15 protein-coding genes and 1 pseudogene are annotated in these 17,717 nt (G+C 60.6%); 7 read left to right on the forward strand and 9 right to left on the reverse strand.

The window, feature by feature from the left end:
• Positions 1 to 19: 19 nt before the first annotated feature.
• Both EPK99_RS25590 and EPK99_RS03340 read right to left on the reverse strand, forming a co-directional pair.
• Complete coding sequence (locus EPK99_RS25590) at positions 20 to 292, reverse strand: hypothetical protein (protein ID WP_245455619.1); 273 nt, start codon at positions 290 to 292, stop codon at positions 20 to 22.
• Between the two features lie 115 nt (positions 293 to 407).
• Positions 408 to 2,006 carry an ABC transporter substrate-binding protein gene (locus EPK99_RS03340; protein ID WP_128441181.1) on the reverse strand — a complete coding sequence of 533 codons (1,599 nt, stop codon included), beginning with the start codon at positions 2,004 to 2,006 and terminating at the stop codon, positions 408 to 410.
• A gap of 268 nt (positions 2,007 to 2,274) precedes the next feature.
• On the opposite strand from EPK99_RS03340, the gene EPK99_RS03345 reads away from it, so the two are divergent.
• From EPK99_RS03345 to EPK99_RS03375, 7 genes are all read left to right on the forward strand, one after another.
• Positions 2,275 to 3,264, forward strand: a complete 990-nt coding sequence (locus tag EPK99_RS03345; RefSeq protein ID WP_128441182.1) for an ABC transporter permease — start codon at positions 2,275 to 2,277, stop codon at positions 3,262 to 3,264.
• Entirely contained in the window at positions 3,261 to 4,271 is a 1,011-nt protein-coding gene (locus EPK99_RS03350) for an ABC transporter permease (protein ID WP_128441183.1), read from the forward strand. The genes EPK99_RS03345 and EPK99_RS03350 overlap by 4 nt, the downstream gene beginning before the upstream one ends.
• Positions 4,268 to 5,266: an ABC transporter ATP-binding protein gene (locus tag EPK99_RS03355; RefSeq protein ID WP_128441184.1), complete on the forward strand. Its 999-nt coding sequence runs from the start codon at positions 4,268 to 4,270 to the stop codon at positions 5,264 to 5,266. Before EPK99_RS03350 ends, EPK99_RS03355 begins: the two co-directional genes overlap by 4 nt.
• A complete protein-coding gene (locus EPK99_RS03360) occupies positions 5,244 to 6,179 on the forward strand; it encodes an ABC transporter ATP-binding protein (protein ID WP_128441185.1) in 936 nt (311 codons plus the stop codon). Before EPK99_RS03355 ends, EPK99_RS03360 begins: the two co-directional genes overlap by 23 nt.
• 20 nt (positions 6,180 to 6,199) lie before the next feature.
• Entirely contained in the window at positions 6,200 to 7,252 is a 1,053-nt protein-coding gene (locus EPK99_RS03365; RefSeq protein ID WP_128441186.1) for an aldo/keto reductase, read from the forward strand.
• Positions 7,253 to 7,323: 71 nt separating this feature from the next.
• On the forward strand, positions 7,324 to 8,562 hold the full coding sequence (locus tag EPK99_RS03370) for an acyl-CoA dehydrogenase family protein (protein WP_128441187.1): 1,239 nt from the start codon (positions 7,324 to 7,326) through the stop codon (positions 8,560 to 8,562).
• Between the two features lie 19 nt (positions 8,563 to 8,581).
• A complete protein-coding gene (locus tag EPK99_RS03375) occupies positions 8,582 to 9,553 on the forward strand; it encodes a LysR substrate-binding domain-containing protein (protein ID WP_128441188.1) in 972 nt (323 codons plus the stop codon).
• A 47-nt stretch (positions 9,554 to 9,600) separates the two neighbouring features.
• Here the strand turns inward: EPK99_RS03375 and EPK99_RS03380 are convergent, their stop codons facing one another.
• From EPK99_RS03380 to EPK99_RS03410, 7 genes and pseudogenes are all read right to left on the reverse strand, one after another.
• Positions 9,601 to 10,953 (reverse strand): LLM class flavin-dependent oxidoreductase, encoded by a 1,353-nt coding sequence (locus EPK99_RS03380; RefSeq protein WP_128441189.1) that lies wholly within the window; start codon positions 10,951 to 10,953, stop codon positions 9,601 to 9,603.
• Between the two features lie 79 nt (positions 10,954 to 11,032).
• Positions 11,033 to 12,622 carry an ABC transporter substrate-binding protein gene (locus tag EPK99_RS03385; protein ID WP_128441190.1) on the reverse strand — a complete coding sequence of 530 codons (1,590 nt, stop codon included), beginning with the start codon at positions 12,620 to 12,622 and terminating at the stop codon, positions 11,033 to 11,035.
• Positions 12,623 to 12,658: 36 nt separating this feature from the next.
• Positions 12,659 to 12,996: pseudogene (locus EPK99_RS03390) on the reverse strand (DUF3088 domain-containing protein).
• Between the two features lie 305 nt (positions 12,997 to 13,301).
• On the reverse strand, positions 13,302 to 14,891 hold the full coding sequence (locus EPK99_RS03395; protein ID WP_128441191.1) for an ABC transporter substrate-binding protein: 1,590 nt from the start codon (positions 14,889 to 14,891) through the stop codon (positions 13,302 to 13,304).
• Between the two features lie 43 nt (positions 14,892 to 14,934).
• Positions 14,935 to 16,131, reverse strand: a complete 1,197-nt coding sequence (locus EPK99_RS03400; RefSeq protein WP_128441192.1) for a M20 aminoacylase family protein — start codon at positions 16,129 to 16,131, stop codon at positions 14,935 to 14,937.
• 80 nt (positions 16,132 to 16,211) lie between these two features.
• Positions 16,212 to 17,387 carry an LLM class flavin-dependent oxidoreductase gene (locus EPK99_RS03405; protein WP_128441193.1) on the reverse strand — a complete coding sequence of 392 codons (1,176 nt, stop codon included), beginning with the start codon at positions 17,385 to 17,387 and terminating at the stop codon, positions 16,212 to 16,214.
• On the reverse strand, positions 17,378 to 17,713 hold the full coding sequence (locus EPK99_RS03410; protein ID WP_128441194.1) for a Rossmann-fold NAD(P)-binding domain-containing protein: 336 nt from the start codon (positions 17,711 to 17,713) through the stop codon (positions 17,378 to 17,380). Before EPK99_RS03410 ends, EPK99_RS03405 begins: the two co-directional genes overlap by 10 nt.
• Positions 17,714 to 17,717 lie beyond the last annotated feature (4 nt).

Here is a 17,717-nt window from a genome sequence, read left to right on the forward strand (position 1 = left end):
CGAAAGCGCTACGGCACAATCAGCGAGACGCATCCGGCTGTGCCAATGCGAGCCCGCCATCCAGGCCACCTTCCTCCCGCGCCGCAACGGCGCCGAGAAGACCCGCCTCGTGCAGCCGCTCGATCTGCCGGATCGAACGATCAGGCGAATCAATGATCGATTTCAGCGCGACGCCTGCATCGGCAAACGTCTGTTCGAGATAACCGAGCTGGGCAACAAGACCGACCGGCGTCGGCACGGGCAGCGCGTATACTAGGTTTCCGAAAGCGGAGTGACCATTGTTCATCCTCATGAAACATGCAGCAAAGGCTGCGTAATGACGATCGCCGGTCCGGGCGGAAAACGTGTCCGCCCGGCGCAGGAACGCCGGCCGCTCTGGCAGCCGGCTGCATGGAGAGTTACGCCTTTCAGGCCGAAACGATGTATGCGAATGCGAGGCTTCCGCCGGCGCCTTCCGCTCCGGTGGTATGATCGGCCAGACGCTTGTTGTAGATCGTGATTTCCGGTGATGCCGTGATGTCGATCGCAGGCACATCATCGACGAGGATCTGCTGGATCTCTTTCCACTGGGCGACGCGCTTGGTGGGATCGATCTCGACTGCGGCGGCCTCCAGCAAAGCATCCACCTTGGGATTGTTGTAGGCCGCGCCATTCGAGAAGGGCACGCCCTTGCGGAAATTCTTGGACCAGTAGAGCCGCTGCACCCCGACCGTCGGATCGAACAGGTTGCTCATGCCCTCGAAAGCGAAATCGAAATCGCGGTCGGTATATATGCGCTTCGTATAGGCGGCAAAATCCTGGGTGCGGATGACGACATCGATGCCCACCTTGGCGAGAGCCTGGCGGATATAGTCGGAACCGCGCGGATAGGTTTCGCCGCTCGGCACGTAGTCGAGGTTCAGCTTGAACCGCTTTCCGTCCGCGCCGCGCTTGTAGCCGGCCTCGTCGAGCAATGATTCGGCAGCGGTGATATCGATCTTGTAGGTCTTTAGATCTGCAACGTGCCAGCGCGAGAGGTTGGGGCTGATGGGGCCGGTAATCGGCGCCCCGTAGCCGTAGTTGATGGTGTTGAAGATGACGTTGCGATCGATCACATGCGCGAAGGCGCGCCGCACCCGCACATCCTTGAAGACATCCTTTTCAAGATTGAATTCGATCCGGCTGATGGAGTTCGAATACTGGTAACCACGCGTTTCGAAACCAATATGCGGCAGCGCCTTGATGCGGTCGAGATCGCTGTAAGGCACCGGCGTCGAAGGCGCGAGGTCGATTTCACCGGCCTCGATCGCGATCGAACGGGCGGCCGCATCCGGAATGAAGCGAACGATCAGCTGGTCGAGATAAGGGCGTGGCGCATCCCAGTATTCGACGTTGCGCTCATAGATGATGTGACTGCCGCGGGCCCATTCCTTGAATTTGAACGGGCCGGTGCCGATCGGCGCCAGATTGGCCGGGTTTTCGGCAACCTTCGTGCCCATGTGCTTGGGAACGATCGGGGTTTCTGCGGAGGCAAGCGCGGAGATCAGGTAAGGCGCAGGCTTGGACAATACCAGGATTGCCGTCAGATCGTCCGGAGTCTGGACTTCCGTCAGGTTCAGGAAAGTGTTGCGCCCCCGCGGATGGATCTCCTTGATCGTCTCGATCGAAAAAGCCACGTCGGCTGCAGTAAACGGTTTGCCGTCATGCCATTTGACGTTGGGCCGCAACTTGAACGTATAGCGCAGTCCGTCGTCGCTGATGGTCCATTCGGTGGCAAGCAGCGGTTTCGGGTTGAGTTCGAAATCGTAGGTCAGCAAACCTTCGAGAACCTTGGGCGAAACGAAGACCGAATTATAGGCCGTATGGGCGATCGTCGTCAGCACGGGCGGTTCGGAAGCGATGAGGAAGGTCGCCGTCCCGCCGCGCTGGGGTGTTGCCGCGAGGGCCGACACGCGGCCCGCAAGAATGACGCCGAATGCGACAGATGCCGCCAGGAAGCTGCGCCTGGTGGTGTGGATATTGCTCATGTGGAACGTCCTTTCTTTTTTCACGGCATCTTGGCCAACAAATCCTGCCACCGTGGATTTTGCTAGGACGCCTTGCTTCGCCATCGGATTAAATTGGAACAATATTCCAATTTAATCCGATATTCGAGATCCTATTTTAAAAATATCCAGATCAATCCATAGTGGCGCAAAAAAATTGCGTAATGCATTTGACAAAATATATAGAAAAGGTCAACTAATCATATCCGGATGGACCGGACTTTGAGCTGCAACCTGCTGGCTGGAACCGATGTCGACTTCGAAAAGAATCCTGTCACGCGCTCGACGCGTCATCGTGCAGGCCATTCCCACGGCGCTGGGAATCGTCATCCTTAACTTCTTTCTGCTGCAGCTGGCACCGGGGGATGCCGCCGACGTTCTGGCGGCCGAGGCCGGCTCCGCCACGGTCGAAACCATGGCCGAGATCCGCTCGCGTTTCGGGCTGGACTTGCCCGTGATCCAGCAGCTCCTCAATTACCTCAACAACCTCGCGCATTTCAGCCTCGGCTATTCGCCGCGCTACGGAATGCCGGTTGCCGATCTCATCGGCCAGCGCCTGCCGGGGACACTCATTCTGATGAGCGTAGCGCTTTCGTCCGCCATCGTGATCGGCGTATTCCTGGGGTCGATCATGGCACTGTTTTCGGGGCGTCTGCCGGACCGCATCATCTCGATCGCCTCCCTCATCTTCTATTCCGTTCCCGGCTTCTGGATCGGACTGATGCTGATCCTGACCTTTTCGGTGAAGCTGGGATGGCTCCCGTCCGGCGGCGACTCCACCATCGGCAGCGGCCTGACCGGTATTCATGCGCTCCTCGACCGCGCGCGTTTCATCGTGCTTCCGGCGGTATCGCTGGCCGTCTTTTATCTGGCGATCTACGCCCGCCTCACACGCGCGGCGATGCTGGAAGTGAAATCGCAGGATTATGTAAGAACCGCCCGGGCCAAGGGTGTGTCGCCGCTGCGGCTGACGCTTCGCCATATCCTGCGCAACGCGCTCATTCCGATCACCACCATGGCCGGCATGCATGTCAGCGGATTGCTCGGCGGCGCCGTGGTTGTCGAAACCGTCTTCAGTTGGCCGGGTCTAGGCCGCCTCGCCTTCGAAGCCGTCATGGCACGCGATTTCAGCGTTCTGCTCGGCATCCTGCTTCTGTCGTCGCTGGTCGTCATCTTCGTGAACGCCGCGGTGGACCTGCTGCAGGCCTGGCTAGACCCACGTATCGGAGAAAGCCGATGACATCGTCCCAATCAACTGCCCTTTCCCCCTCGCTGCTCGTCGCAGTCGGCCGATCGACCGAGATCGCCTCACCTCCGCCGGATGCTGCGGAGGCGGAAAAGGAATGGTCCTATACGCGTGCGCCGGACGCTCTCAGCGCCCGTTCCGCATACCAGAGCCGCCGTGGCCTGCGCCGTGAGATCAGGATCTTCCTCACCAATCCCAACGCGATCGTGGGCGTTCTTTTCCTTGCCTCAGTCGTCGTGACTGCTCTCCTGGCGCCCCTTCTCTATCCCGGCGATCCTCTGGAAATGGTCTCGCGCCCGTTCCTGTGGCCGGGCCAAAATGCCGATTATCCACTCGGAACGGATTCGATGGGCCGCGACGTGCTGGCCGGCATCGTGCATGGGGCGCGCATTTCCCTGACGGTCGGCATCGTCGCAACGGCGCTCGGCCTGACGATCGGCATCGGCATCGGCGCGGTTGCGGGTTATTTTGGCGGCTGGGTCGACGAGGTTCTCGTGAAGATCATCGAGATTTTCCAGACGCTGCCGAATTTCGTTCTTCTGGTCGTGCTGGTGGCAATAGCCCAGCCGACGGTAACGACGGTGACGGCCGCGATCGGCATCATCACATGGCCGACCGTGGCCCGTCTGACACGCGCCGAATTCCGCGCCATCCGCGAAAAGGATTATGTGCTTGCCGCCCGCAGTCTCGGTTATGGCCATGCCCGCATCGTGTTTGCGGAAATCCTGCCGAATGCCTTGCCACCAATCATCGTCACCTCCTCGGTCATGGTGGCCGGCGCGATCCTGATGGAGGCAGCACTCTCCTTCATGGGGCTGGGCGATCCGAACCGTGTATCCTGGGGCTCGATGATCGGTTCCGGCCGTGATGTCATCCGCACCGCATGGTACCTGACCGCCCTTCCCGGCCTTGCCATCGTTTTCACCGTCATATCGCTGAACCTGATTTCCGACGGGCTGAACGACGCCTTGAACCCGCGCTTTTCGGAGGAACGCCGATGACCCCGCTGATGGAAGTCCACGACTTCGCGGTAGGGTTCGGGTCCGCCCAGCCGGTAAAGGGCGTAAGCTTCGATGTCACCGCCGGCGAAATGCTGGCAATCGTCGGCGAATCCGGTTCGGGAAAGTCGCTGACGGCGCTTGGCCTGATCGGGCTTCTGCCATCCCATGCCAGGAAGACGGGCTCGATCCGGCTGGCGGGGCGTGATCTGTCTGATCTTTCGGAACGGCAATGGCGGTCGATCCGCGGCCGTGAGATCGGCATGATCTTCCAAGAGCCGATGACCTCGCTCAATCCCGTGCTGACGGTAGGCGAACAGATAGTCGAGGTCCTGCGCATCCATGACAAGATCGACAGGCGAAGCGCCCGCAAGCGTGCAATCGAATTGCTCGATCTCGTTAACATTCCCGAGGCGGGACGTCGCATAGACGATTATCCGCACCAGCTTTCAGGTGGCATGCGCCAGCGTGTGATGATCGCCATCGGTGTCGCCTGCAACCCGAAACTGCTGATTGCCGACGAGGCGACGACCGCACTCGACGTGACGATCCAGGCGCAGATATTGCAGTTGCTCGACAATCTGCGCCTCAATCTGAACATGGCGGTCATCCTGATCACCCACGATCTCGGCATCGTCGCACAGTGGGCCGACCGGGTCATGGTCATGTATGCCGGGCGCAAGGTGGAAGAAGGCCTGCCCCAGCCGGTGTTCGAACATCCATACCACCCGTATACGCGCGGGCTGCTTGCCGCGTCGCCACGCGCGGAAGTCGGGCAGCATTATCGCGATGGACCCCTGCTCGAAATACCGGGCTCCATCGTCTCCTCGCTTCATGAAAAAGGCTGTGCCTTCCGGCCGCGCTGTCCCGACGCCCGCGCGTCCTGCGGCCAGGCCGTGCCGCCGATCAAGCTCATCAGCGACGGCCGTTATGCGGCCTGCCCTCTCGTTCCTTCCCAATTTGGCCGGGTTTCCCATGACGCTCTTGTCGGTGCATAATCTTTCCACCCAGTATTCGGCCGGGCGCGGAACTGTCCGCGCGGTTGACGACGTCTCGCTTGAGATCGAAACCGGCGAAACCGTCGCTCTCGTCGGAGAATCCGGCTGCGGCAAATCTTCGCTTGGAAAATCGCTGATGCGGCTGGTCGAGCCCACGTCCGGACAGGTGACCTTCAAAGGTTCTGACGTCACCGCCATGTCGGCCAGAGAGTTGCGCGGCCTTCGCCAGCGTATCCAGATGATCTTTCAGGACCCGTTCGCCTCGCTCAACCCACGCCAGACGGTGCGGGCCATCCTGACCGCGCCGCTCAAGGTCCATGGCATCGGCGACGGCAAGAGGCGGCGGGAGATTGTCGAGAAAATCGCCGAGCAGGTGGGGCTGCCACCGGATTCCCTCGATCGCTATCCTCACGAGTTTTCGGGTGGCCAGCGCCAGCGCATCGGCATTGCCCGCGCCCTGATTCTCGAGCCGGAACTGGTGGTCTGTGACGAGCCGGTTTCCGCACTCGATCTTTCGATCCAGGCGCAGATCCTCAACCTTCTCGTGGAAATGAAACAGCGTCTTTCGCTGTCCTATCTTTTCGTATCCCACGATCTTTCGGTGGTTCGGTATTTCTCCGACAGGGTTCTCGTCATGTATCTGGGCAAGATCGTCGAGAGCGCGCCCACGGCCGCCTTGTGGGCCTCTCCGGCGCATCCCTACACGCGCGCCTTGCTGGCAGCGGTCCCGGATCCGGCCAAGCGCAAACATGCGGCCCCGATCTCCGGCGACCTGCCGAGCCCACACAATCCGCCATCCGGCTGCCGCTTTCACACACGCTGTCCGCTTGCCACCGATCTCTGTCGCGCGGAAGCTCCGCGATATCGTAGCTTTGGCGAAAACCACACAGTCGCCTGCCATTACGCCCAATGAAATTCAAGGAGTAGTCAAATATGGTCGATTATCGTTATCTCGGACGCAGCGCCCTCAAAGTGTCGCCGCTCAGCCTCGGCACCATGATGTTCGGCGGGCCGACGCCCGACGACGTAGCTTTCCGCATCATCGACAAGGCGCGCGAGCAGGGCATCAACTTCATCGACACGGCCGATGTCTACCATGACGGAAAGTCGGAAGAAGTCGTCGGCCGCGGCATCAAGGCAACGCGCGACCACTGGGTGCTTGCGACCAAGTTCGTGAACTCTCATACGAAGGGTCCCAACCTCGGCGGACACTCCCGCAAATGGGTGATCGAGACGGTCGAAAACTCCCTGCGCCGTCTCAATACGGACTATATCGACATCCTCTATTTCCACCGCGCCGTTTTCGACGCACCGCTGGAGGAGCCGATCCGGGCCATCGCCGATCTCATCCGCGCCGGCAAGTTGCGCTACTTTGGCGTCTCGAATTTCCGTGGCTGGCGCATTGCCGAAGTCGCCCATCTTGCCGATCAGCTCGGCATCGACCGCCCGGTGGCCAGCCAGCCGCTTTATAACATCGTCAACCGCACGGCGGAGGCCGAGCAGCTTCCAGCTGCCGAGCATTACGGCCTCGGTGTTGTATCCTACTCTCCGCTCGCGCGCGGCGTGCTGACCGGCAAGTACCAGCCGGGCGAAGCACCCGGCGCCGATACCCGCGCCGGCCGGGGCGACAAGCGTATCCTGGAAACGGAATGGCGGCCGGAATCGGTCGAAATCGCCAAGAAGATTGCGGCTCATGCGGCAGCCAAGGGCATTTCCGCCGCCGATTTCGCCCTGGCCTGGGTGCTGAACAACAAGCTGGTAACCGCCACGATCACCGGCCCGCGCACGGAAGAGCATTGGGACGGTTATGTCCGTGCACTCGATATCCGCCTCGATGCCAGCGACGAAGCGCTGATCGACAGCCTGGTGACACCCGGCCACCCCTCGACCGCCGGCTTCAACGATCCGAGCCATCCGCTTGAAGGACGCATTCCCCGCCATGCCGAACCGGCGATCCAGCCGGCTGCACCCCGCGCGGTTGCCTGAAAATAGAACAAGAGGTCGCCGGCAGCTTGAACCTGCCGGCGGCAGAGACGTCTCCCCAAGGATGAAGAAGAATGTCGAGCTCAGCCGGACAGACCGCCATCAAACAGTCGAATGCCGTGCCCACCCGCGAAGAGATCTTTGCGAGCGCGCGGGAGATCGCGCGGGAAGCGGCCAAGGGTGCCGCAGCCTGCGATCTGACCGGAAAGCTGCCGCTCGACATCTATCGGAATATCAAGGATGCCAAACTCGGAACGCTGCGCATCCCCGCTTCCAAGGGCGGGCCGGGCGGCTCGATTTCCGACTATATCGATCTTCTGCTGATCCTGGGCACGGGTGACAGCAACATACCGCATGGCCTGCGCAGCCATTTCAACTTTACGGAAACTCTAGCGCTTGCGCCGATCGAACTCGAAGATCGACGGCATCTCGAAAACGTTCTGGCGGGCAAGCTATTCGGCGGCGCCCATACGGAACAGGGCACGCAACGCCCTGGCGAGGTTTCTGCCCGACTGACGCGCGACGGCGACCGCTACAGGCTGAACGGCCGCAAATGGTATGCGACCGGCACGGCTTTCGCCGATTTCGCCTCGTTCAGCGCACTGGACGAGAACGGTGATAAGGCGGGCGTGCTCATTCCGGTGAATCGCCCCGGCCTGACCATCCTCGACGATTGGGACGGCATGGGGCAGCGGCTGACCGCAAGCGGCGGCGTGCTGCTCGAAAATGTCGAGGTCCTGCCGCATGAACTGACCCACCGGCGAATGGATTCCTATGTCGGCCGGCACAGCTCGACGCTACGGCAGCTCCATCTTGCGGCCTCCGCCGCCGGCGCAGTGCAGGCTGCCGTCCTGGAGGGCATCGATTATGTGCAGAACAAGGCCCGTTCCTCCCTGCACAGTGGCGCCGAAAGCGCCAGCCGGGATCCATTCGTGCAGAAAACAGTCGGCGAAATCTCGGCCGGCGCATTTTCCGTCGTGGCACTGATCCGGGAAGCCGCAAGGGCGCTCGATCGTACCGCGGATGCCATTGCAGGTGGAAATGCACAAGATATCGAAGCAGCGCTGATCGAAAGCTCGCTGACGACATCGCGCACGCAAATCATCACCTCGCAGCTTGCGCTCAGCGTCGCGACCAATATCTACGAGCTCGGCGGGGCATCGACCACATCGCGCTCCCTCAATCTGGACCGCCACTGGCGCAATATTCGGACGATCTACAATCACAATCCGCTCTCCCACAAGGCGCGCGTCGTCGGCGATTATTATCTGAACGGCACAACGACCCATCTTGAGGAGGGGCGGGTATTCTAGCGATCGGTGCCAGAGAGCGATGAGAACAGAAAGCCTCCTTTCGGCGCGTAACGTTGCGCAATTGAGACTGCCGACCCTGTCGCGGCTGCCGCCGCTGACGGCATTGCGCGCCTTTGTCGTGGCGGCAAGGCATGCAAGCTTTGCTCGCGCCGCCGAGGAACTGCACGTCTCGACAGCCGCGATCGGCCAGCAGGTCCGTATTCTGGAGACCCATCTCGGGCACAACCTGTTTAGCCGTCAGCGAGGCGAACTTGCGCTGACGGAAGCGGGTGCCGCGCTCTATCCGGGTCTTTCCGATGCCTTCGACTCCATGGTCGAAAGCATTACCGGGCTGATCCGTGCCGCAAACCGACCAACGCTGAACCTCGTGGCGGACCCGTGTTTTGCGGCGCGCTTGTTGACGCCGCTGCTCGGACGGATGCGGGAGGAGTTGAGCGATGTCGATCTGTCGATCTCGACGCTGCAGGGCGCATTCTTCGACCCGCTTCGCTTTGACGGGGATTGCGCGATCGTTGCACTTTCCGAGCCGATCGCAGGCTTCGTCTGCGAACCGCTGTTCGACGATTTCGTGGTTGCCGTCTGCACTCCACAATTTGCCGATCGCCACCGTCTTTATGGAGCGCCGGAACGGCTGCGCGACCCAGACGTGGAAACCCTGCGCGACGCGGGAGACGATCCTGCCTTCGACTGGACGAACTGGCTGCGGGCATGCGGCCTGGCCGTGCGCCCGGCACGCGCCGGATTGCGCTTTTCCAATCAGCCCGTGCTGATCGAGGCAACACTTGCCGGCCATGGCATTTCGCTGCTGCGCCATTCCCTCGTTGTGGAGGAATTGAACGCGGGCAGGCTGCTCACTCCCTTTGGTTCCCCGCAACCGGCGGCAAGCCGCTACCATCTCATCGCCAGCCCCGAACGCCGGCGCCAATCGGGTATCGTGTTTCTGCTGTCGCTGCTCAGAAAGAGCGACAGCGAAATCATAGCGGCGGCCTGATACAGGCAAGGGAAGCCGCAAGGCGTCCCTTGCCTCATTGCTTTTGATCAAGCGCTTGCCCGGATCGCTTGCCTCTCGGCAAAAAGGCTATCTGGCCTTGGCAAGCCGTAATGGTCACGCAGGGTCGACCCTTCGTAGTCTTCGCGGAAAAGGTTTCGTTTGCGCAGGATCGGCAGGACGCCATCGATGAAGCGGTCCAACCCACCCGTCAGCCAGGGCGGCATGACATTGAAGCCATCTGCCGCGCCTTCAATGAACCAGGTCTCGATCCAGTCCGCGACCTGCTCGGGCGTGCCGGCAATCACCTTGTGGCCACGACCTCCGGCGAGACGATGAATGAGCTGGCGGATGGTCGGGTTCTCCCGATCGATGACGTCGAGCACGAGCTGATGCCGGCTGCTATTGGCCTGGGCGCGGGTCGCTTCGACCAGATCACGCGGCAAGGGCTTGTCGATATCCAACCCCGAAAGATCGATGCCGGTGATCCGCTTCAATTGGTTCAGCGAGAAGGCGGGCTGAACCAGATCGTTGAATTCCGCTTCCAGCGCAATCGCTTCCTGTTCGGTGCCGGCGATGAACGGGCTGATGCCCGGCAGAACCTTGATATGCGCGGGATTGCGGCCGAAGCCCGCGGCGCGTGCCTTGATATCGGAATAGAAGGCGCGCGCGCTTTCGATCGTCTGATGCGCGGTAAAGATCGCTTCGGCATGTTTCGCGGCGAAACCCCGTCCTTCCTCCGATGATCCCGCCTGGACGTAAACCGGCCTTCCCTGCGGCGAACGGTTGACGTTCAGCGGTCCCTGCACCGAATAGAACTCACCCTTATGGGCAATCTCGTGGATGCGGTCGGTTTCTGCGAAAAGGCCACTTTCCTTGTCGGCGATGATGGCATCGTCTTCCCAGCTGTCCCACAGTTTTGTAACGACATCTACAAATTCCTCGCCCTGACGATAACGATCGGCATGCGGAGGATGGCGGTCGAGGCCGAAATTCTTTGCTGCCTGCTCGGCCGAGGTGGTCACAATGTTCCAGCCGACCCGCCCGCCGCTGATATGGTCGAGTGAGGCGAAGAGGCGGGCAAGATTGTAGGGTTCGTAATAGGTCGTGGAGGCCGTGGCGATGAAACCGATCTTCTCCGTCACCGCCGCAAGTGCCGCAAATGTCGTGATCGGCTCGAGGCGATGTCGGGCGGAAAACCGGATATTCGCGTCGAGTACCGGTGCATCCGCGAAGAAGAGCGCATCGAGCTTGGCTGCTTCAGCGCGCCGCGCTATTTCCTGGTAAAGGCTGATGTCTGCGATGCGATGCGGTTCGGACTCGCTATAACGCCAGGCCGCCTCGTGATGGCCGCCGGGATAGATGAACGCATTGAGGACGAGTTTGTCGGGTCTTCTGCTCATGGAGCTGGTTCTCCCCTTCCTGAATTTGTCAGTGCCGGGCGGCCGCGGTGATCACGGCCGCCCGGCCGTTTCATCCGCGTCATGCCTTGAGCCACGCCCGGGAAATATTGCCGCCAAGACCTTCCGCGCCCTGGGCATAGCTCTGAACCTTGACGCTGCCGACAACCGGCTGGATCGGCGAGACGAGATTGATGACTGGCAGGTCACGCGCGATGATGACCTGGAAGTCCTTGAAGTACTGAGCCCGCTTCTCGATGTCCGGTTCCGCAGCGGCTGCCTCCAGCAAGCGGTCGACCTCGGGATTCTCGTAATGGCTGGCATTCGAGAACGGCAGACCGATCTTGAAGTTTTTGCTCCAGTAGACACGCTGCACGCCGGCAGTCGGATCGAATGTGTTCGACAGCGATTCCACCGACAGGTCCCAGGTGCGGTCGGTATAGACGACCTTCACATAGGTGCCGAAATCGAATTTCTGGATATCCGGCTCGATGCCTATCTTGATCAGCGCCTGCGCGATGAAGTCGGAATAGGTTTGCGGATTGAACGGATTGTTCGTTACCCGCAGCTTGAAGCGCTTGCCGCCCTCCTTGCGTGGGTAACCCGCCTCGTCCAGCAGCTTTTCCGCAAGTGCAATATCGAACTTGGCGAAGGGGATGTCCGGGTTGTGGAATTTTGCAAGGCCGGGGCTGATCGGCGTCGGCGACGGAATGGCATAACCATAGAGGACGATGTCGATCAGAGCCTTGACGTCGATTGCATGCGCGATGGCCTGACGGACCTTCAATTCCTTGCGATAGGGATTTTCGAGATTGATGACGAGCTGGTTCTGCTGGCCGGCATAGGCATAGATGCGATCGTCGATCTGCAGCTTCGAAATGCCCTTCAACCGCTCAAGATCCCCCAGCGGAACGGGATTGGGACCGATATCGCCCTCGCCGGTCTCAAGAGCCGCAGCCCTTGCACCCGCATCGTTGATGAGGCGGATGATGACGCGGTCGAGGTAGGGACGCGGCGCATCCCAATAGGCGGCGTTGCGTTCGAGCAGGATATGGCTGCCCGGCACCCATTCTTTCAGCACGAAGGGACCGCTGCCGATGATCTGATCGGGCTTCGGACTTTCCGTTGGCTTGAAGGTCTCGAATATATGCTTCGGGACGATCGGTGATTCCGAACCCGCAAGCGCGGTAATCAGGCCCGGCGACGGTTTGGCAAGCCTGATCTTCGCCACCAGCGGATCCGTCGTGTCCACGTCGGTCACCTGCGAAAAGATCGCCCGGCCCCGGGGATGGGCTTCCTTCAGGCGAAGCACCGAAAACGCGACATCCGCCGAGGTCACCGGCTTGCCATCGTGGAATTTCGCGCCGTCACGCAGGCGGAAGATATATTCGCGCCCGTCCGGCGAGATGGTCCATTCCTTTGCCAGAGACGGCTTCGGCGCCAGATCGTAGTCATAGGTCAGCAGCCCGTCGAAGATCTTGGCGCCGATGAACTGCGGCCCGCCGGCACTCGTGTTGATGGCGACCAGCTGTGTCGGTTCGGGGAAATAGACGATCTTCAATGTGCCGCCGGAAACCGGCTCCTCGGCTGCGGCGAATGTGCCGCCAGGCAAAGCCACGAAGGCGCCGGCGGCAAGAGCTATCTTGTGGAAGTCACGTCTAGAGAAGGTCATGGGACGGTCCTGTGAAAGGGCGCTTAGCGGTTGAGATCAATGAAGCCTGGGAAAGCCGTGGCGCTCGGCAAGCAGTTCCAGAATGCGTTTGGTGTCCTGGACAAATCGGGCCTTGCCATGCGTCGCCGCGTCCTGCGGAGCGTCACTCGAAAGCACCAGAAGCGGCAGGCCCTGGTTTTCCTCGCCGACTGTCGCGATCACCGCCTCACGCGGCCGCGCGAACCCGACCCGATGAATATCCATCGCGCTGCGAGATCGGGAAAACCGGCAAGCAATCCCTCCACCTGATTGCAGTGGGGGCAAACGAAACGAGTGCCGGGGAATTTCGGATCTTCAAATCCGGGTGCGATCAGGAAAAGCGTATCCTTGGCCATTGGCTTCCATCATGTGCGAGTGAAAATCGTTCACGATGAGGAGCTTGCCCGGCTCCTGGCCGGCTCGCCAGAAACCATATCTTGCCGAAGGAAGAAGAATAATTTTGCCGCAAACGGGTGGCGAAACCGAATTTTGAAAAGCGCCGTTTCGCGCAAGAAGTGTTCTTCGCAGGCTTGCAGCCAGGCAAAACCAGTTCGGTTTTGCCTGCTTTTCGAAACACCCGAAAAACCATCGGATCATCGAATGGTTAAAGAAAAATCCCGGCCACAAGGACCGGGGCTTGAAACCTCACGCCGTCGGCGTCTCAGGTTTTTTTCCAGGCCTCCGCCAGATCGGAAGAGGTGACGTCGATCGTGGTGACCAGACCTTCCAGCTTCGCGTTACGGACGATGACGGTCGGCAGCGCCACGACCGAGAAATTCGGCAGCTCGTCGCCGGTGATCTTCTGGATCTGTTTGAACTGCTCGGCCCGTTTGGTCTCGTCGATCTCGATTGCAGCCGCGCGGAAAAGCTCGTCCACCTTCGGATTGTTGTAATGGGCGGCGTTCAGATAGGGCGCCGGGTTCTTGATGCCGTCCGACCAATAGAGACGCTGGACGCCGGCCGTCGGATCGAACAGGCGGCTGATGCCATTGAGATTGATATCGAACCCGCGCTCCGTATAGACGCGCTTGATGAAGGTCGCCAGATCGCCGTCCAGGATCTCCACCTTGACGCCGACCTTGCCAAAGTTGGAGCGCAGATATTCGACGGTCTTCTTGAACGTGTCGGATGGCAGATAGGTGAAGCGGAGCGAAAACCGCTTTCCGTCCGTCCCTTTCGGATGGCCTGCCTTGTCGAGCAGTTCGTTGGCCTTCGCAGGATCGAACGGGTAATGGAACGGTGCCTCGTCATTATACTGCTTGAAGACCGAAGGGATGTTGGAGCCCGCGGCCTGTGCCGTGCCGTAGAAAATGTTGTCGATAATGAACTTACGGTCGATCGCATGCGCCAGGGCGTGGCGTACCTCCTTTTTTGCCAGGATCGGGTTCTCAAGGTTGAACTCGAAGATCTCGGCATTGTTCAGATAGGCGTCGGTATAGACATTGACCGCAAGCTTGGGGTTCTGGCGCAATCGCTCCAGATCGGAAAACGCGACATCCGTCGCAAAATCGGCCTCGCCGGTCTCGACGGCGATCGTTGCGGAGGCCGCGTCGCCGACGAAGCGTGCAACAAAGCCGTCCAGATGCGGCAGGCCCTTTTGCCAGTAGTCCGGGTTCCGCTTCAGTTTGGCATAGCTGCCGCGCTTCCACTCTTCGAAGACGAAAGGCCCGGTGCCGATCGGCGCATTGCCGTTCGGGCTTTCACTATAATTGTCGCTGGTATAGGCATGGGCCGGCAGGATCGGCGTCTCGCCGCCGGTCAGCGCCCGCAGCAGGTAAGGTGTCGGCTTGGTAAGCACGACAACGGCCTTCAACGGATCCGGCGTCTCCACATCTGCGACATTGGCAAAAGTGATGCGGCCGCGCGGACCGACCTTCTTGAAAGCCAGCAGCGAGAATTTCACGTCTGCCGAGGTAAAGTCCTTGCCGTCATGCCATTTGACGCCCCTTCGCAGATTGAAGGTGACGCGCAGGCTATCCCCGGAAAGCGACCAGCTTTCCGCAAGCACCGGCTGTGGCTTGAATTCGGCATCGAATTTGACAAGGCCTTCCAGGATCTTGGTCGAGATGGCACGCGTGCGGGTGTTGGAGTCGGAAAGCGGTACCAGCGTTGTCGGCTCGCCGAGACCGGCAAATGTCACCACGCCACCTTTGATGGGAGTCTCGCCGGCGGCAAAGCCTAAACCGGGCAAGGCGGCGGCACCGCTGATAGCGGCGCCAAGCAGAAGGGCATTGCGTCTTGTCAGTTTCATCCTGGGTTTCCTCTTGTTCCGTTGATTGAAATCTCGTTGGTTTTCACGTCGCCTTGAGGCGGCTTTCGACAAGCCGGGCAAACAGCGTCGCGCCCACTGGCAGAATGGCGTCGTCAACGATGAAGCCGGGATTGTGGGCCGGCACCGTTCCGGCATGGCCGAGCGTGAAGAAGGCTCCCGGCGCATGTTTCAGCATGTCGGCAAAATCCTCGCTGCCCATGGCGCGGGACGGCTCGGTGGATACGCGCTCCGTGCCCAGGACTTCGCGGGCGACCGCCGCAACGGCCTCGACCGACTTGTCCTCGTTGGTAAGCACTGAAAAGATGTCGCGAATGTCGATCTCGGCCGTCAGCCCATAAGCGCCCGCCACGTGATCCGAAATCGCCCGCAGGCGCCCCCGGATCGTTTCCCGCACCGTGTCGGAGAAGGCGCGCACCGTACCGGCGATCGAAGCCGTCTCCGGGATGACATTATAGGCCGAGCCGGCTTCCACGCGAGTGACCGACAGGACGGCGGGCTCGGTCGGTGGGACGTTACGGCTGACGATGGTCTGCAACGCCTGGATCAGTTCTCCAATGGCGGGGATCGGATCGCGTGAGACATCCGGATGGGCAGCATGCGCGCCTTTGCCCTTCAGGCGGATATCGAAGAAATCGGCGCCGGCGAGGATCGTGCCGGGCGACACCTTGAAATGGTTCGGCGCCGCATAGGAAGAATTGTGCAGGCCATAGATCTCGTCGACCGGAAAGTCTCTGAACAGCCCGTCCGCAATCATCGCGCGGGCGCCGCCCAACCCCTCTTCCGCCGGCTGGAAGATGAAGGTGACAGTGCCGGCAAAATCGCGGGTTTCGGCAAGGTAACGCGCTGCCCCGAGCAGAATAGTCGTATGCACATCGTGGCCGCAGCCATGGAACTTGTTGGGATGGACAGAGGCATAGGGCAGGCCCGTTTCCTCCGGCATGGGCAGCGCATCCATGTCGGCGCGCAGGCCAATATTGCGATTGCCGTCATACCTGCCCTTGAGGAGCCCAACGACACCGGTCTTGCCGTAACCGCGATGCACCTCGATGCCCCAAGATTGCAGCTTTTCCGCAACGATGCCGGATGTACGGACTTCCTCGAAGCCGATTTCCGGATGCTGGTGGATGTCGTGGCGGATGGCTTCGAGTTCGGGAACGTAGGTGTTTATCCGCTCGATGAGATTGAGAGGCGTCGTTACGGGATCTGTGGAAGAAGACACGGGGAATTCCTTGCAGGGTAAAATCTATCTGCCCCGCGTCGGCTGACGCGAGGTATTGGCCGCAGCAGAAAAATGGGCGGTCAGAGCCGCAATCCGGCCTCTTTCATGAGAGGCAGGATGCGATCGGCGAAATAGTCGAGGTCCTCGCGGAAATCGTAGAAATTGAGCTGGACGCCATCAATACCGGCCTTTTTCAGGCCGACCAGTTTCTCGACAACCTGTTCCGGCGAGCCGATGATTTCGATATTGCTGCCGAGATTGCGGCCCTGCTTGTGGCTTGGATCGGAACGGCCGCGCCAGGCATGGGCGTCGCTATCATAAGGGCTGGCACTGTTGCCGAAGGCACGCGTACCCGGCTGCGGCTTGCCGGCCTCGATCGCATCGGCAAACGCGAGCGCTTCCTTTTCCGTATCGCGGGCGATCACCATCGGGTTGATGACGGTTTTCACCTGCCGGCCATAGGACGCGGCCCGGTTCTTCAACACCGTGATGTGGTCCGGTAGCGTTTCGAGCGCGCTGTCGATATGCGCACCGCCCGGCGAGGTGACGAAGACGAGGTCGGAATGGCGGGCGGCGAAATCGAACCCGGCCGGCGAGCCGGTTGCCGTAACAAGTGGCGGGCGCCCGTAGAGCGGTTTCGGCGTAATCCAGCCGTTGTTGACCGCCCAAGGGTTGAGCTTGCCCTCATGGGAGAAGTTTTCCGTCTCCGACCACAGTCGATGCAGCACGTCGAACAGTTCGGAGGCCATGTCGTAGCGCTTGTCGTGCTCGATACGCTGCCAGCCGAACATCTCATGCTCGATGGCCCGGTGGCCGGTGACGATGTTGATGCCCCAGCGCCCCTTGGCGATGTGATCGAGGGTCGCGCCATATTTCGCCAGGTGCAACGGATGCAGCGGCCCGTAGAGAACGTGAATGGTCGAGATCAGCAGGATGTTCTTGGTGATGGCCGCCATGGCGCCGAGCGCGATGAAACTGTCCAGCGACGATTCGCCGTCATAACCGCCCTTCGGCAGCCATTGCGTGCGGCTGAAGGCGATCTCGAAGCCGAGTTCGTCGGCTCGTTTCACCAGCTCGGCATTATAGTCGAAAGTCCAGCTATTGCTGGTCGGAACGCTGGAGAAGCGGATATCCTGCAGATTGAGAAACAGGCCCAGCATCAGCGGCTGTTTCGCGGCCCGGCTCAAGGGGCTGTCGTTGAAATCCAGCGGGCCCTTGAGATCGAGATGTTCGGGTTGCGGTGCTGTCAGTGCCATGTCTTTTCTCCTGACGAGGACGTCGTCCTGGTGGATGCTGCGGCAAGCTGACGGGCGAGGAAGCGCTCGACGCTGCGGGGCGGATGGCCGGTGATGGTTTCGACCGTGCCTGTGACGGGAGCCGCCAATCCTTCCGAGATCAACGCTATGAATTCACCAATCGCGCGACGCGCGAAAGCCTCAAGGCCCGGTGGCAAGCCACCCGATGAGCTTTCGACCGGACGTTTGAGGATGTCCGCGACGATCCGGGCGATAGCGATAAGTCGCCGCACGACATGCTGGCCGAGTTTGCCTGTCGCGCCGGTTACAAGAATGGTGTCGGTCATCAAG

The sequence above is a fragment of the Neorhizobium lilium genome, from assembly GCF_004053875.1.
Classification (GTDB): Bacteria; Pseudomonadota; Alphaproteobacteria; order Rhizobiales; family Rhizobiaceae; genus Neorhizobium; species Neorhizobium lilii.

Coding starts and splice junctions, on each gene's coding strand:
- EPK99_RS25590 (WP_245455619.1), bottom strand. CDS start 292: ATGAGGATGAACAATGGTCACTCCGCTTTCGGAAACCTAGTATACGCG.
- EPK99_RS03340 (WP_128441181.1), bottom strand. CDS start 2,006: ATGAGCAATATCCACACCACCAGGCGCAGCTTCCTGGCGGCATCTGTC.
- EPK99_RS03345 (WP_128441182.1), top strand. CDS start 2,275: ATGTCGACTTCGAAAAGAATCCTGTCACGCGCTCGACGCGTCATCGTG.
- EPK99_RS03350 (WP_128441183.1), top strand. CDS start 3,261: ATGACATCGTCCCAATCAACTGCCCTTTCCCCCTCGCTGCTCGTCGCA.
- EPK99_RS03355 (WP_128441184.1), top strand. CDS start 4,268: ATGACCCCGCTGATGGAAGTCCACGACTTCGCGGTAGGGTTCGGGTCC.
- EPK99_RS03360 (WP_128441185.1), top strand. CDS start 5,244: ATGACGCTCTTGTCGGTGCATAATCTTTCCACCCAGTATTCGGCCGGG.
- EPK99_RS03365 (WP_128441186.1), top strand. CDS start 6,200: ATGGTCGATTATCGTTATCTCGGACGCAGCGCCCTCAAAGTGTCGCCG.
- EPK99_RS03370 (WP_128441187.1), top strand. CDS start 7,324: ATGTCGAGCTCAGCCGGACAGACCGCCATCAAACAGTCGAATGCCGTG.
- EPK99_RS03375 (WP_128441188.1), top strand. CDS start 8,582: ATGAGAACAGAAAGCCTCCTTTCGGCGCGTAACGTTGCGCAATTGAGA.
- EPK99_RS03380 (WP_128441189.1), bottom strand. CDS start 10,953: ATGAGCAGAAGACCCGACAAACTCGTCCTCAATGCGTTCATCTATCCC.
- EPK99_RS03385 (WP_128441190.1), bottom strand. CDS start 12,622: ATGACCTTCTCTAGACGTGACTTCCACAAGATAGCTCTTGCCGCCGGC.
- EPK99_RS03395 (WP_128441191.1), bottom strand. CDS start 14,891: ATGAAACTGACAAGACGCAATGCCCTTCTGCTTGGCGCCGCTATCAGC.
- EPK99_RS03405 (WP_128441193.1), bottom strand. CDS start 17,387: ATGGCACTGACAGCACCGCAACCCGAACATCTCGATCTCAAGGGCCCG.
- EPK99_RS03410 (WP_128441194.1), bottom strand. CDS start 17,713: ATGACCGACACCATTCTTGTAACCGGCGCGACAGGCAAACTCGGCCAG.